Genomic DNA, 14,335 nt, shown 5'->3' with positions numbered 1-14,335 from the left:
GGAAGGTCACATTGTGGCGCGCTCATCCGGACTATCGAGGCGGCACGCCCGCCACGGTGAAATTCGTACTTCGCGAGAGAGATGACAATGCTGCTGGAACGGCAGACGCAGCTGCGGCAACTGGAGGCCCTGTTGGCGGACGCGGCAAAAGGTCGTGGCCGCGTCGCGGCGCTGGCGGGCGAGGCCGGCGCCGGCAAGACGGCGCTGGTCGAGGCTTTCGTGGATCATGTGGGCATGGATCATGTGGGGCAAGGGGTGAGCTTGCTGCGCAGCGCCTGCGAGGACCTGTCGATCCCCGACCCGCTGGGGCCGCTCTACGACCTCGCCCGCGAGGCGCAATGGGAACTGCCGCGCGCGATCGATGATCGGCAGGGGCAAAGGCTGCCGTTGTTTTCCGATGCGCTCGACGTCTTCGAGGCGAAAGGCCGGTGTCTGCTGGTCATCGAGGACCTGCATTGGGCGGATGACGCGACGCTCGATTTTGTCCGCTTCCTCGGGCGGCGCATTGCAAACTCCCACATTCTGCTGCTGGTCACGGCGCGCACGGACCGCAGCCAGGGACAGATGCGCGTGCGCCGCGCGCTTGGCGAAATCCCGGCCGGCAATGTCCAACGTATTGAGGTGCCGCTGCTCAGCGAGGCCGCGGTGCTGTCGCTGGCCGAACTGGCCGGCCGCGACGGCGGCGCCATATACCGGGCCTCCGCAGGCAATGCCTTCTTCGTCACGGAACTGCTTGCCGCCGAAAGCGACACCGCGCTGCCGGCCAGCATTCGCGACGCGGTGCTGGCGCGGGCGGAGCGGCTGTCGCCCGGCGCCCGCTCGATGCTCGACGCGGTGTCGGTGTTTCCGCGCCGCGCCGACGGCTGGGCGCTGCAGGGCCTGTGCGGAATCGCCGCCGCCGGTCAGCTCGCCGAATGCGTCAGCCAGGGCATGCTCGAGGATTTCGGCGACGGCTACGCCTTCCGGCATGAGATAGCCCGCCGCGCCATCGAGATGGCGCTGACGCCGAACAAACGGCGCGAGTACAACCAGCGGGCGCTCGCAGCGCTGCAGAAGAACCCGGACGTGGCCACGGCAAGGCTGGTGCACCATGCTGTCGAGGCGCAGAACCTCGAGGCCGTGCGCGCGCTGGCGCCGCTTGCCGCCCGCGAGGCTTCGCTGGTCGGCGCGCATCGCGATGCCGCCGGCCATTACGAGGTCGCCTTGCGGTATTGCGACGGCCTGCCGATGGAAAGCCAGGCGGCGCTGCACGAAGGCCATGCCTTCGAATGCCATTTGATCGGCCGCATCGACGCGGCCATGGGGGCGCAGGGAGAGGCGCGCCGGCTGTGGCAGGCGCTTGGCGACAGGTTGAAGGAAGGCGACAGCCTCAGATGCCTGTCGCGCTTCGCCTATCTCGTCGGCGACCGCGCGGCGGCGGACCGGTTCGGCGCGCAGGCCGTCGAGCTTCTGGAGACGGCACCCGACAGCGCCGAGCTTGCCATGGCCTATTCGAACCTGTCGCAACTGGCGATGCTGGCGGAGCGGCTCGAGGAGACGCTTTCGCTTGGAGCCAAGGCCGTCGAGCTGGCGGAGCGGCTGAACCGCCCGGACATCCTCTGCCACGCGCTCAACAATGTCGGCGCCGCCGGGCAATGGCTGGATTTCGCTAAGGGACGGCGCGACCTCGCGCGCAGCCTTGGAATCGCCCTTACGGGGAACTTCCAGGAGCATGCGGCGCGCGCCTTTACCAATTGCGCCTGCGTCGAGATGAACAGGCTCAACCTCGTCGAAGCGGAAGCCTTGCTCAACCGCGGCATCGCCTATTGCGTCGAGAACGATCTCGCGACCTGGCGCGACTATATGCGCGGCGTGCAGGCGCAATTGCTGCTGCGGCGCGGTCTGTGGAACGAGGCGGCGGCGGTGGCGCATGACGTCATCGACGACGAGGCAACGACCGCGCTTGTTCGTTATCCCTCGCTGGTGGCGCTGGCGAGGCTGCGCATCCGGCGCGGCGATCCATCGGCCGAGCCGGTGCTGGACGAGATGAAGCGGTTCCTCGACAAGGGCATGGAGCTACAGCGGCTGGCGCCTTACGCGGCGGTGATGGCGGAGCTTGCCTGGCTAGGGCAAGGCGACCGGGACGAGGCGCTGCGCCTTATCGATCTTGCCGAAAACCTGTCGCCGGCGCGCGCCGTGGTCGGCGAGCTGGTCACCTGGCGCCTATTTCTGTCGCCGGACAGCGATCCCGGCGTGATCGACGGCATGGCCGAGCCGCATCGGCTTTCGCTTGCCGGCGACTGGCAGGGCGCCGCGGCTTTCTGGAACCGGATGGGCGCCCCCTTCGAGCGCGCGCTCGCCCTGCTACAAGGCGACGAGGTGGCGCAGCGCGAGGCGCTCGACATTTTCGAGGAACTTGGCGCAAGGCCGGTGGCGCAGCATGTGCGGGGCATGATGCGGCAGAGCGGTGTCAGCCATGTGGCGAGGGGACCAAGGCAGGCAACGCGCGCCAACCTTGCCGGCCTCACCCACCGCCAGATGGAGGTCCTCCAGCTGATCGAGCGCGGCTTCTCCAACAAGAAGATCGCCGCGCAGCTGACCATCTCGCCGAAGACCGTCGATCATCATGTCTCGGCGGTGCTGGAGAAACTCGAAGCCGTCTCGCGCGGCGAGGCAACCGCGGCGGCGCGGGCGTCGGGGTTGTTGTAGAGGCTTGTTCCCTAGAGCGTTTCAGTGATTCATAGATCGCCGGCCCGCTCCGCTTTCCTGGAATTGCTCTAGGCCTGAAGTAAACCGCCAACGCCGGCGATGCCCCTCATCCGCCCTTCGGGCACCTTCTCCCCGTTAACGGGGAGAAGGAAAGAGATTAAGCGAATGCGCCGTGGCAGTGCTTGTATTTCTTGCCGGAGCCGCAGGGGCAGGCCTCGTTGCGGCCGATCTTGCCCCAGGTCGCCGGGTTCTTCGGATCGCGATTCTCCGGCGCGACGATGGCATTGGATTCCTGGCGGACCAGCAACGCCGTCTCGCCGCCCTGGAAGTCGTCCTCGCCGGTGGTGCCGTCGATGTGGCTGCCGAACATGTCGGGCGCCGCCGGCGGCGGCGCTTCAGCCGCCTGGCGAACCAGCTCGACGCGCATAAGCTGCGCGGTGACGGCCTGTTCCAGATTGCCGAGCATGGCCTGGAACAGCTCGAAGGCTTCGCCCTTGTATTCCTGCAGCGGATCGCGCTGGGCATAGCCGCGGAAGCCGACGACCGAGCGCAGGTGGTCGAGGTTGACGATGTGCTCGCGCCACAGGTGGTCAAGCGTCTGCAGCACCACCGAGCGCTCGACATAGCTCATCACGTCGGGGCCGAAGCGGTCGGCGCGTTCCTTTGCGGCCGCATCGGCAGCCGCCGTGATGCGTTCGCGGAGGTCGTCCTCGGCAATGCCCTCTTCCTTGACCCACTCCTCGACGGGCAGGTCCAGGTTCAGGTACTGCGCCACTTCCTCCTTCAGGCCGGTGACGTTCCACTGCTCGGCATAGGCATTTTCGGGGATGTTCTTGGCGACGATCTCCTCGATGACGCCCTCGCGCATCTCGGCGACGGTTTCGGCCAGACCTTCGCCGTCCATCAGCTCGATGCGCCGCTGGAATACCGCCTTGCGCTGATCGTTCGAGACGTCGTCATATTTCAAGAGGTTCTTGCGGATGTCGAAGTTGCGTGCCTCGACCTTCTTCTGCGCCTTTTCCAGCGCCTTGTTGATCCACGGGTGGATGATCGCCTCGTCTTCCTTGAGACCGAGCTTCTGCAGCATGCCGTCCATGCGCTCGGAGCCGAAGATGCGCATCAGATCGTCCTGCAGCGACAGGAAGAATTTCGAGCGGCCCGGATCGCCCTGGCGGCCGGAGCGGCCACGGAGCTGGTTGTCGATGCGGCGCGATTCATGGCGCTCGGTGGCCAAGACGTAGAGGCCGCCTGCGGCCAGCGCCTTCTCCTTCAGCAGCGCGACGTCGTCGCGGATCTGCTTCTCGCGCGCGTCGCGTTCCGGCCCGGCCGGCATGTCGGCCAGCTCCTCGGCGATGCGCATGTCGGCATTGCCGCCAAGCTGGATGTCGGTGCCGCGGCCGGCCATGTTGGTGGCGATGGTGATGGCGCCGGGCTTGCCGGCCTGGGCGACGATGGCCGCCTCGCGCTCGTGGTGGCGGGCGTTCAGCACCTCGAAGTTCTTGAAACCGTCCTTGCGCAGGCGTTCGGCCAGCTGCTCGGATTTCTCGATCGAGGTGGTGCCGACCAGGATCGGCTGGCCCTTGTCGCGCGCTTCCTTGATCTCCTTGACGATCGCCTTGTACTTCTCGTCCACCGTCCGATAGACCTCGTCGTCCTCGTCCTTGCGCACGACCGGCAGGTTGGTCGGGATCTCGGTGACCTCGAGATTGTAGATGTTGGCGAATTCCTCGGCCTCGGTCAGCGCCGTGCCGGTCATGCCGGCGAGCTTCTTGTAGAGGCGGAAATAGTTCTGGAAGGTGACGGAGGCCAGCGTCTGGTTCTCCGGCTGGATCTGCACATGCTCCTTGGCTTCGAGCGCCTGGTGCAGGCCTTCCGAATAGCGGCGGCCGGGCATCATGCGGCCGGTGAACTCGTCGATAATGACGATCTCGCCGTTGCGCACGATGTAGTCCCTGTCCTTCTGGAACAGGAGGTGCGCCTTCAGCGCGTTGTTGACGTGGTGGACGATGGCGACGTTCTCGACGTCGTAGAGCGACTCGCCCTTCAACAGGCCGGCATCGCGCAGCATGTTTTCCAGCTTCTCGGTGCCGTCCTCTGTGAAGATCGTGGTCTTCTGCTTCTCGTCGACCTCGTAGTCGGCCGGGCCGAGCTTCAGCATGAAGGCGTCGATGGTGTTGTACATTTCCGAGCGGTCCTCGAGCGGACCGGAAATGATCAGCGGCGTGCGCGCTTCGTCGACCAGGATGGAATCGACCTCGTCGACGATGGCGTAGGCATGGCCGCGCTGCACCATCTGCGAGCGCTCGTATTTCATGTTGTCGCGCAGATAGTCGAAGCCGAGCTCGTTGTTGGTGGCGTAGGTGACGTCGCAGGCGTAGGCGTCGCGGCGCTCCTCGTCGGAAAGGCCGTGCACGATGATGCCGACAGTCAGGCCGAGGAACTTGTAGATGCGGCCCATCCATTCGGCGTCACGCTTGGCCAGATAGTCGTTGACGGTGACGACATGAACGCCCTTGCCGGCCAGCGCGTTGAGATAGACCGGCAAGGTGGCGACCAGCGTCTTGCCTTCGCCGGTACGCATTTCGGCGATGCCGCCATTGTGCAGCACCATGCCGCCGATCAATTGAACGTCAAAGGGGCGCATGCCCAGAACGCGGCGGGCTGCCTCGCGCACGGTGGCGAAGGCCGGTATCAGCAGGTCGTCGAGCGAGGCGCCGTTGGCGAGATCCTGGCGGAATTTCTCCGTGCGGCCGGCAAGCTCGGCGTCGGAGAGCGCCTGCATCTCGTTTTCCAGGGCGTTGATCGCCTCGACCCGGGGCCGGGTCGCCTTGACTCGGCGATCGTTGGAGGAGCCGAAAACCTTACGGGCGAGACCGCCGAGACTGACCATCCAATGGCCCTTTCGATAGCAATTTTAGCCGTTTGCGACGGGCGCCTGGCGGGCCCATCAAATCCGCGTGAATGCGGACAAACGCAAAAAGCGCCCGGAAAACGGTTCTGGACGCCAAGTCGTTGGACAGATAAGAGGGGGCTCAATCGATGTCAACGCCGCGTTGACCCTATGGGCAGCGCCAATTTCCGCCACAATCCGACTGATCTGGAACCTTTCCGCTCAAGCGATCCTTATTGGCAATCCCATTGGAGTTTATCTTGATGTCCCTGTCGTTCCGCCGCGCGTCGCTCGCCAGCCTTGGCCTGGCCTTCGGGCTCTCGGCTCTTTCGCTGTCGCCGCTGATGGCGCAGGAAACCAAGCCCGCCCAGCCGGATGCCGCGGCGCCCGCCGCCGCTCCGGTCGACCCGAACGCCGTGGTCGCCACCATCAACGGCGAGAAGCTGACCGAGGCCGACCTCGCGCTCGCCGAAGGCGAGCTGTCGCAGCAGTTCGCGCAGCTGCCGCCGGAACAGCGCCGCGCCGCCGCCCTTTCGGCGGCCATCGAAATCCGCGTCATGGCCAAGAAGGCGGTCGACAGCGGTCTAGACAAGAATGCCGATTTCCAGCGCCGCATGGCGTTCCTGCAGAAGCGCGCGCTGCATGGCGAGGTCGTCGAGAAGGAGGTCGTCGACAAGGTGACGGATGCAGATGTCCGTGCCCGCTACGACCAGGAAATCGCCAACACGCCGCCGGTCAACGAGATCCACGCCCGTCACATCCTCGTGAAGACGAAGGAAGAGGCCGAGGCGATCATCAAGCAGCTCGACGGCGGCGCCGATTTCCAGAAGCTCGCCAACGAGCACACCAGCGACCCGAGCGGCAAGTCGAGCGGCGGCGACCTCGGCTGGTTCGGCCCCGGGCAGATGGTGCCGGAATTCGACAAGGCGGCGTTCGCGCTCGATGTCGGCAAATACTCGAAGGAGCCGGTGCAGTCGCAGTTCGGCTGGCATGTCATCAAGGTCGAGGACAAGCGCGCCAAGCAGCCGCCGGCCTTCGACGACGTCAAGGACCAGGCCAAGCAGGCGGTGATCCGCGACAAGTATTTCGCCATGGTCAAGGAATTGCGTGCAGCCGCCAAGGTCGAGATTCCGGACGCGAAGCTGAAGGCGGCGGTCGACACGATGGAGAGCGGCAAGTAATCCGGCAGAGGCCAGAACCCATTGCAAAGGGCGCCTGCGGGCGCCCTTTCGCGTATTATGCGGCTATGCCGCGCACCACATAGCGCACCGCGGCCCGGATCGTCGCTTCGTCTTCATCGAGGCGGTTGGTCAAAAGATGTCGCCAGGCGTAGGAGGCGATCAGGTCGGCCACGATCTCGGCATCGACATCCACCGACACCTCGCCGCGGGCCTTGGCCCGCTCGACTATGCTGCTGGTGTGGGCTCGCCGCCCTCTCGCATAGTCGGCAAGCGCCACCGCGGCGGCCTCGTCGGATTGCGCTTCGGCGACCAGCGAGCGGAAGACATTGCCGGACGAAGTGTCGCGCCAATGCGCGAACAGATTCACGAGGAAGCCGACAAGATCATCCTCGAGCCTGCCGGTATTGGGCACCGCGACGCGCTTTTGCCGCTGATAGACCTCGATCAGCAACGCCGCCTTGCTCGGCCACCAGCGATAGATGGTCGGCTTCCCGGCCCGCGCCCGCCGCGCGACGGCCTCTATCGAAAAGCCGGAATAGCCGGCCTCCGCCAGCACCGCTTCCGCGGCCTCGATAATGGCGTCGGCGCTTTCCGGGTTTCGCTTCGCGCCGATCGATTTGCGCCTCGGGGCGGCGACTTCGCCCATATCCGCGTCCTTAGCCGATGAATCTCTTTGCCGATCATATTGGGTCCGAGGCTGAAACGAAACGGACCGTTTTAAGTTGCAGCGTCTCCGCGACGCCCGCGAGGCGCGGCCAGAACGCCTCTTGCGCCAGCGCGTTCTATCGGGCAAACCGGCCTTCCTTTCGCGTTCCTGCCGCTCCGGGGTGCCCATGTCCGCAACCATTTCGCCGCTCGCGCCGAAGAAATATCCCAAGATGCCGATCATCGAGGGCGTGCGCATCGCCACCGCCGAGGCCGGGATCAAGTACCGGAATCGTACCGACCTGCTCGCCATGGTCTTCGATCCGGGCACGGCCGTCGCCGGTGTGTTCACCAAGTCCAAATGCCCTTCGGCGCCGGTCGATTACTGCCGCCAGAACCTTGCCGCCGGCAAGGCGCGGGTGCTGGTGGTCAATTCCGGCAATGCCAATGCCTTCACCGGCAAGAAGGGTCGCGCTTCGACGGCTTTGACCGGCGAGGCGGCGGCGAAGGCCGCCGGATGCTCCGAAAGCGATGTGTTCCTGGCCTCGACCGGCGTCATTGGCGAGCCGCTCGACACCAACAAATTCAGCCATCTGCTTGCCGGCCTGGTGAAGGACGGCAAGCCGGACCTGTGGACCGAGGCGGCGAAGGCCATCATGACCACGGATACCTATCCGAAGGTGGCAACGCAGATGGTGAAGCTCGGCGACACCGACGTGACCATCAACGGCATCGCCAAGGGCGCCGGGATGATCGCGCCCGATATGGCGACAATGCTCTCCTTCATCGCCACCGACGCGCCGATCGCGGCACCCGTGCTTCAGGATCTGCTGTCGCGCGGCACGGCCAAGACCTTCAATGCGATCACCGTCGACAGCGACACCTCGACCAGCGACACGCTGCTCATCTTCGCCACCGGCAAGGCCGCCGCGCGCGGCGCTCCGGTGATCGGCGATCCGAAGGATGCGCGGCTCGGCGCCTTCCGCCGTGCGCTGGGCAAGGTGCTGAAGTCGCTGGCGCTGCAGGTGGTGCGCGACGGCGAGGGCGCGCGCAAGCAGGTCGAGGTCACCGTCACCGGCGCCAAGTCCGCCCGCTCGGCCAAGCGCATCGCGCTTTCGATCGCCAATTCGCCGCTGGTCAAGACGGCGGTCGCCGGCGAGGACGCCAACTGGGGCCGCGTCGTCATGGCCGTCGGCAAGGCGGGCGAGCCGGCAGACCGCGACCGGCTGTCGATCTGGTTCGGCGACAACCGCCTGGCGCATGAGGGCGAGCGCGATCCGGCCTACTCGGAAGAAGCGACCTCGGCCTATATGAAGCGCGACGACATCCGCATCCGCGCCGACATCGGCATCGGCCGCGGCAAGGCGACGGTGTGGACTTGCGACCTCACCAAGGAATATGTCGCCATCAACGGCGATTACCGGAGCTGATGGCGCCGGTGTCGAGGCATCCGGCAAGCGTGCTCGCGATCGTGCGCCGCTACGAGGCGGCGGGTTTTCGCGCCTGGCCGGCGGCGGCCGTCCACTACGACGGGACATGGGTGGTGCGGCTGACGGCCGGCCATCCGGCGAAGCGCCTGAACTCGGTCAATCCGCTCGATCCGGGCGACACCCAGCACATTGCCGAGCGCATCGTGCGCGCCAGCCGCCGCTTCGAGGCCTATGGCAGGCCGCTGACCTTTCGCATGTCGCCGCTTTCGGGGCAGGTGCTGTCGAAGCATCTCGACGAGGCGGGCTGGAACCGGTTCGACGAGTCGCTGGTGATGCGGCTGCCGCTCAAGGAGGCGCAGCTCGACGCGGCCATGGACCAGATCCCGCTGAAGGACATCAGCCGGTTCATCGGCGCTGCGATCAAGACGAACGGCTCGGACGTCGCATTGCGGCCCGGCCTGTCGGAGATCATCGGCGCCATCCAGCCGGAAGCCGGGCTGTTTGCGCTAGAAGACGGCAACGAGCCGCTGGCGACGCTGATCTGCGTCCATGACGGCGACCTCGCCGGACTGTTCGAGATCGCCACCGAAAAATCGGCGCGCAACAAGGGCCATGGCCGCAACCTCATCCTGTCGGCGCTGAAATGGGCGCGGCTGCGCGGCGCGCGCGAAGCCTGGCTGCAGGTCGAGGCCGGCAATGTTGCGGCGCTGTCGCTCTACCGGTCGCTCGGCTTCGAGGAGGTCTACCGCTACCATTATCGCCGGCCGGCCGGCGCATGAGCGGGATCAAGCCAGCCGGAAGGCGCCTGCTCCTCGTCGCGGCCTGCGCGCTGGTCGACGCCGACCGGCGCGTGCTTCTGGCGCAGCGCCCCGAAGGCAAGCAGCTCGCCGGCCTGTGGGAGTTTCCGGGCGGCAAGGTCGAGCCCGGCGAGACACCCGAGGAATGCCTGGTGCGCGAGCTGCATGAGGAACTCGGCATCGAGACCGAGATCCCTTGCCTCGCGCCGCTCACCTTCGCCAGCCACAGCTATGACGATTTCCACCTGCTGATGCCGCTCTATGTCTGCCGGAAGTTCCGCGGCATCGCGCAGCCGAAGGAAGGGCAGGGGCTGAAATGGGTCAGGCCGCGCCAGATGCGCGACTATCCGATGCCGCCGGCGGACGCACCGCTGATCCAGTTCCTCATCGATCTCTTGTGACCATCAACCTGCCGCCTGTTTTAGGCAGCGTTAATGGAAGATTTATCTCGACATGGAAGATTGAGGCAAAGCCGTCCGCGCGGCGGCATGCCGATTTGTTTGGAGCCAATCCATGAGCCTCGAGAGAGAGTGGGACTCGATCCGGACCGACCGCACCTTCCGCGCCGCCGATGCCGGCATGGGTATTTTGCGGATCGCCTTGCTTTTCGGGTCGGCCGCGGTGGCGCTGGCGCTGATCGCGACGCCTTTCCTGGACAACCAGACGCGGCCGCAGGGGGCGCGAAACGGTCTGATCGGAGGTCTCGACATGGCCAGCACCGGCTCGATCGGCCACCGAGACACCTACACGCTGCGCCGAAGCGTGCTGCAGCCGCTGCCCGGTTCCATCTGCGTGATCCGTAACGACGGCAGCCGCCACGGCGACTGCTAATTGGTTAATAAATTCAGACAGAAACGGCTATTTCACCCCCCGTTAAGCTTTTGCCGTTAACCTTTCTTAACGGGTAGGCCTTATGGTTCCCGACAAGAGGGATCGACGACCATGAAAAACCTGCTTCAGCAATTCCTAAAAGATGAAACGGGCGCCACGGCCATCGAATATGGCCTGATCGCTGCCGTGCTGTCGCTCGCAATCGTCGGCGGCGTCGGCAAGGCCGCCGATGCGATCCAGTGGCTGTTCTCCGACAACAACAGCAAACTTGCCAACGCCTTTGCCAAGCACTGACGGCGTTGGAGGTCCGGCGTCGGACTATTTGTATTGCACAATTCCGAAAGGAAAACCGCTAACGCCTTTCCGCTCTAGTGTCCCGTCGGCTTCTCCAGGATCGTCTTCAGCGAGACCTTGGCCGAGCCGGGTTTGAGCGGTTTCTGCTGCGAGGCGTCGGGCGCCCAGCCGGACAGCCACACGATCGAAAAGCTCGCCCGGATGCGGCCGTCCGGATCGGAAAACCGTTCGGCATAGATTTCGGCGGCGCGGGCGAACAGCCGCCGGGTCGCCGGACGCCGGCTGCGGTCGAAAAGCGGGCTGGTCTCGCCCATGGCGCGCAGATCGGCGGCAAGGCCGAACAGCGAATCGTAACGCACCGTGACCGTCTCGACGTCGGCGACCGGCAGCGCCAGGCCGGCACGCTGCAGCAGCGCGCCGGCGTCGCGCACATCGGTGAACGGAAGCACGCGGGGGCTCGCGCCACCGTAGAGCTCGGTCTCGGCGGCAAGCAGGCTTTCGCGCAGCTCCGCAAGCGTGCCGGCGCCGGCGAGAGCGCCGAGGAACAGCCCGTCGGGCTTCAGCGCGCGACGGATTTGCGCCAGCACGCCCGGGATGTCGTTCATCGCCTGCAGCGACAGCAGCGAGACGACGAGATCGAGGCTTTCGGCTTCGAACGGCACGGTTTCCGCCGGGGCGACGATGCCGGCTTCGCCGGCAAGGAAGGCGTCATCGATCTCTACGCGAACGGTGTCGATCACCTTGCCGCTGCCGGCGAGCACCTGGGCCGCAGCCGCCGTCTGGCAAAACAGCGCCGCCGCCTTGCCGAATTTGCGCTCGACCGCGCCCAGCCTGTCGGCAAGGTCCTCTGCCGCCCGCCGCATCAGGAAATCGGCGCCGTCGACAGGGCGCTTGAGCGCCCGGCGCTTGTGCGCAAGCCAGAGCTCCGTGTCGATCAAGGGCTGCAATGGGCTATTCCTATTGTCCGCGCACGCCGGACCGATGCTATGGTGGCGCGAGTTTCGCTTCACGTGGCCGATCCGGTGCACAAGATCAAGACCGTTGCGATCAAGGACATGGCGCGGCAGGCGTTGGGCTGGCCGGCGCGCGTGCTGTTTCCGCCGGTCTGCGCCGGCTGCCGCCGCCACGTCTCTCGACCCGGCGTGCTGTGCGGCGTCTGCTGGCCGAAGCTTCGGCTGCTGGAGAAGCCCTGGTGCCCGGTGATGGGCACGCCTTTCACCCATGACATGGGCGAGGGTTTTCTCTCTGCCGAAGCGATCGCCGATCCGCCGCCTTTCGAACGGGCGCGTGCGGCGGTGGTCTATTCAGGCGTCGCGCGCCAGATGGTGCAGGGGCTGAAATACCAGGATCGCACCGATCTCGCGCCGTGGATGGCGCGCTGGATGATGCGCGCCGGCGCGGAACTGATCGCCGAAGCCGATATTGTGGTGCCGGTGCCGCTGCACTGGCGGCGGTTCTTGCGCAGACAGTTCAACCAGTCGGCCGAGCTGGCGCGGGCGGTGTCCACACTCAGCGGCCTGCCCTTCTCACCGACCGCGGTCCGGCGCGTAAAACTCACCCGCCAGCAGGTCGGGCTGGAACGGCACGAGCGCGAGGACAATGTGCGCGCCGCTTTCCGCGTCCCGCCCGAAGCCGAGATCGAGATCGCCGGGCGCCGGGTGCTCGTCATAGACGATGTCTTCACCACTGGCGCCACCGTGCGCGCGGTGGCCAAGGCGCTGAAGAAGGGCGGCGCCGGAGCGGTCGACGTGCTGACCTTCGCCCGCGTCCTGCCGGGGGACTTTCGGGCCGATGAGTCCGCGACTATATAAGGTTGTATTTTGGTGCGTGTCGGCGTTCCGCAACCTTTGGCAGCGGCGGCATTGCAGGATGACTGATTGATGGTCGATGTGACGATCTACACCCGGATGATGTGCGGCTATTGCACGGCCGCCAAACGGCTGCTCGAGCGCAAGGGCGTGGCCTACACCGAACATGACGCGTCGTTCTCGCCGGAATTGCGCCAGGAAATGATTTCCCGGGCGCATGGGCGAACCACCTTTCCGCAGATATTCATCGGCGACACCCATGTCGGCGGCTGCGATGACCTCCACGAACTGGAGTCGCAGGGCCGGCTGGACGCGCTGCTTGCCAACGGAGCGAGGGTTTGATCATGGGCGTCTTCAAGGCCGCGGCGGTGCAGATGCGTTCGGGGACCAGCCCGGAACGCAACGCGGCCGACATGGAAAGGCTGGTGCGCGAGGCGGCAGACCGGGGCGCCACTTATGTCCAGACGCCGGAAATGACCGGCGCGCTCGTCCGCGACAAGCAGGCAGGCGCCGCCGCATTCACCAGCGAGGACAAGGACATCGTCGTTTCGACAGCCAGCAAGCTGGCGAAGGAGCTTGGCATTTATCTCCATGTCGGCTCGACGGCCATCCGTCGCGCCGACGGCAAGCTCGCCAACCGCGCGTTCCTGTTCGCGCCGGACGGCGCCTCGATAGCCAGCTACGACAAGATCCATATGTTCGACGTCGATCTCGACAATGGCGAGAGCTGGCGCGAATCCGCCTCTTACGAGCCAGGGACGGAGGCCCTCGTCGCCGACATCCATGGCGCGAGGCTGGGCTTTGCCGTCTGCTACGACCTGCGCTTCCCTCAGTTGTTCCGCGCCGAGGCGCTGGCAGGGGCGGAGGTGCTTTCGGTGCCCGCCGCCTTCACCCGCCAGACCGGCGAGGCGCACTGGCATGTGCTGCTTCGGGCGCGCGCGATCGAGAACGGCGCCTATGTAATCGCTGCCGCGCAAGGCGGCCTGCATGAGGACGGCCGCGAGACCTATGGCCACTCGCTGATCGTCGACCCGTGGGGACGCATCATCGCCGAGGCCGCGCATGACGTGCCGGGCGTGATCGTCGCCGAGATCGATCCGGCGCAGTCTGCCGCCGCGCGCCGCAAGATCCCCAATCTCAAAAACGCGCGCGATTTCACCGTCAATGCCGGCGAGACGCCGCGCCTAAGGGGTGCAGCCTCTGATTCGCTTTTCGCTTGTCTGTGAGCACGAGCACGAGTTCGAAGCCTGGTTTCGCAGCAATGACGACTTCGACACGCAGAAGAAGCGGGGTTTCGTCGACTGCCCGGCCTGCGGCTCGCACAAGGTCGACAAGGCGCTGATGGCGCCCGCCGTCTCGACCTCGCGCACCCAGGAAAAGGTGGCGCTGGCCATGGGCGAGGCGCAGAAGCAGGCGTTGGCGCAGCTCAAGGCGCTGGCCGACAAGGTGCGCGAGAACGCCGACTATGTCGGCGACAAGTTCGCCGAGGAAGCGCGCAAGATCCATTTCGGCGAGACCGACCCGCGCGGAATCTATGGCGAGGCGACGACGGAAGAGGCAAAAAGCCTCGCCGATGACGGCGTCGAATTCATGCCGATCCCGAGCTTTCCGGAGGACCGGAACTGAGCGGAGCCTAGCTGTTTAGTCCCGGCATTTGATGGATTGGATCGAGCCTGAAGCGTTCAGGGTCCTTTGTCCAGCATTTGCAGATGTATTCGTAGGGGGTTAGCCCCGTCAGTGTCTTAAGCCGGCGCCCGAAGTTGTAAGCGTC

The 14,335-nt window shown here is 65.8% G+C and carries 14 protein-coding genes and 1 pseudogene; 11 read left to right on the top strand and 4 right to left on the bottom strand.

The annotated features are described in order from the left end of the window. Positions 1-87 precede the first annotated feature (87 nt). Positions 88-2,688 carry a LuxR family transcriptional regulator gene (locus EN874_RS06485; protein ID WP_127426143.1) on the top strand — a complete coding sequence of 867 codons (2,601 nt, stop codon included), beginning with the start codon at positions 88-90 and terminating at the stop codon, positions 2,686-2,688. Between the two features lie 157 nt (positions 2,689-2,845). On the opposite strand, the gene secA is transcribed toward EN874_RS06485, so the two are convergent. Further along, entirely contained in the window at positions 2,846-5,578 is a 2,733-nt protein-coding gene (gene secA, locus EN874_RS06480) for a preprotein translocase subunit SecA (RefSeq protein ID WP_127426144.1), read from the bottom strand. Between the two features lie 263 nt (positions 5,579-5,841). Between secA and EN874_RS06475 the strand changes: the two genes are divergently transcribed. Next, positions 5,842-6,759, top strand: coding sequence for a peptidylprolyl isomerase (locus tag EN874_RS06475; protein ID WP_127426145.1), 918 nt, complete (start codon positions 5,842-5,844; stop codon positions 6,757-6,759). A 55-nt stretch (positions 6,760-6,814) separates the two neighbouring features. Here EN874_RS06475 and EN874_RS06470 read toward each other — a convergent pair whose 3' ends face one another. Continuing rightward, a complete protein-coding gene (locus tag EN874_RS06470) occupies positions 6,815-7,405 on the bottom strand; it encodes a TetR/AcrR family transcriptional regulator (RefSeq protein WP_127426146.1) in 591 nt (196 codons plus the stop codon). Between the two features lie 187 nt (positions 7,406-7,592). Between EN874_RS06470 and argJ the strand changes: the two genes are divergently transcribed. From argJ to EN874_RS06445, 5 genes are all read left to right on the top strand, one after another. After that, the gene (argJ, locus tag EN874_RS06465; RefSeq protein WP_127426147.1) at positions 7,593-8,834 is read left to right on the top strand and encodes a bifunctional glutamate N-acetyltransferase/amino-acid acetyltransferase ArgJ; all 1,242 of its coding nucleotides are present in this window, start codon (positions 7,593-7,595) and stop codon (positions 8,832-8,834) included. Beyond that, a complete protein-coding gene (locus EN874_RS06460; RefSeq protein WP_189394096.1) occupies positions 8,834-9,613 on the top strand; it encodes a GNAT family N-acetyltransferase in 780 nt (259 codons plus the stop codon). The genes argJ and EN874_RS06460 overlap by 1 nt, the downstream gene beginning before the upstream one ends. Next, the gene (locus EN874_RS06455; protein ID WP_127426148.1) at positions 9,610-10,032 is read left to right on the top strand and encodes a (deoxy)nucleoside triphosphate pyrophosphohydrolase; all 423 of its coding nucleotides are present in this window, start codon (positions 9,610-9,612) and stop codon (positions 10,030-10,032) included. Before EN874_RS06460 ends, EN874_RS06455 begins: the two co-directional genes overlap by 4 nt. A 112-nt stretch (positions 10,033-10,144) precedes the next feature. Beyond that, the gene (locus tag EN874_RS06450; protein WP_127426149.1) at positions 10,145-10,462 is read left to right on the top strand and encodes a hypothetical protein; all 318 of its coding nucleotides are present in this window, start codon (positions 10,145-10,147) and stop codon (positions 10,460-10,462) included. Between the two features lie 111 nt (positions 10,463-10,573). Continuing rightward, positions 10,574-10,756 (top strand): Flp family type IVb pilin, encoded by a 183-nt coding sequence (locus tag EN874_RS06445; RefSeq protein ID WP_127426150.1) that lies wholly within the window; start codon positions 10,574-10,576, stop codon positions 10,754-10,756. Between the two features lie 74 nt (positions 10,757-10,830). On the opposite strand, the gene EN874_RS06440 is transcribed toward EN874_RS06445, so the two are convergent. Further along, positions 10,831-11,703, bottom strand: a complete 873-nt coding sequence (locus tag EN874_RS06440) for a methyltransferase domain-containing protein (protein ID WP_127426151.1) — start codon at positions 11,701-11,703, stop codon at positions 10,831-10,833. A gap of 63 nt (positions 11,704-11,766) precedes the next feature. Between EN874_RS06440 and EN874_RS06435 the strand changes: the two genes are divergently transcribed. The 4 genes from EN874_RS06435 (at position 11,767) to EN874_RS06420 (ending at position 14,190) form a co-directional block, all read left to right on the top strand. Next, positions 11,767-12,567, top strand: coding sequence for a ComF family protein (locus tag EN874_RS06435; protein ID WP_127426176.1), 801 nt, complete (start codon positions 11,767-11,769; stop codon positions 12,565-12,567). 69 nt (positions 12,568-12,636) lie between these two features. Next, on the top strand, positions 12,637-12,906 hold the full coding sequence (gene grxC / locus EN874_RS06430; protein ID WP_126087464.1) for a glutaredoxin 3: 270 nt from the start codon (positions 12,637-12,639) through the stop codon (positions 12,904-12,906). Positions 12,907-12,908: 2 nt separating this feature from the next. After that, the gene (locus EN874_RS06425; protein WP_127426152.1) at positions 12,909-13,790 is read left to right on the top strand and encodes a carbon-nitrogen hydrolase family protein; all 882 of its coding nucleotides are present in this window, start codon (positions 12,909-12,911) and stop codon (positions 13,788-13,790) included. Further along, the gene (locus tag EN874_RS06420; RefSeq protein WP_127426177.1) at positions 13,765-14,190 is read left to right on the top strand and encodes a DUF1178 family protein; all 426 of its coding nucleotides are present in this window, start codon (positions 13,765-13,767) and stop codon (positions 14,188-14,190) included. The genes EN874_RS06425 and EN874_RS06420 overlap by 26 nt, the downstream gene beginning before the upstream one ends. A gap of 7 nt (positions 14,191-14,197) precedes the next feature. Here EN874_RS06420 and EN874_RS06415 read toward each other — a convergent pair. Beyond that, positions 14,198-14,335: pseudogene (locus tag EN874_RS06415) on the bottom strand (IS481 family transposase); the annotation flags it as partial.

It is taken from the genome of Mesorhizobium sp. M1D.F.Ca.ET.231.01.1.1 (assembly GCF_003999155.2).
In the GTDB taxonomy this organism is placed as follows: Bacteria; Pseudomonadota; Alphaproteobacteria; order Rhizobiales; family Rhizobiaceae; genus Mesorhizobium.
Note: the sequence above shows the minus strand (reverse complement) of the source record. Positions and strands in the feature narration are given on the sequence as shown.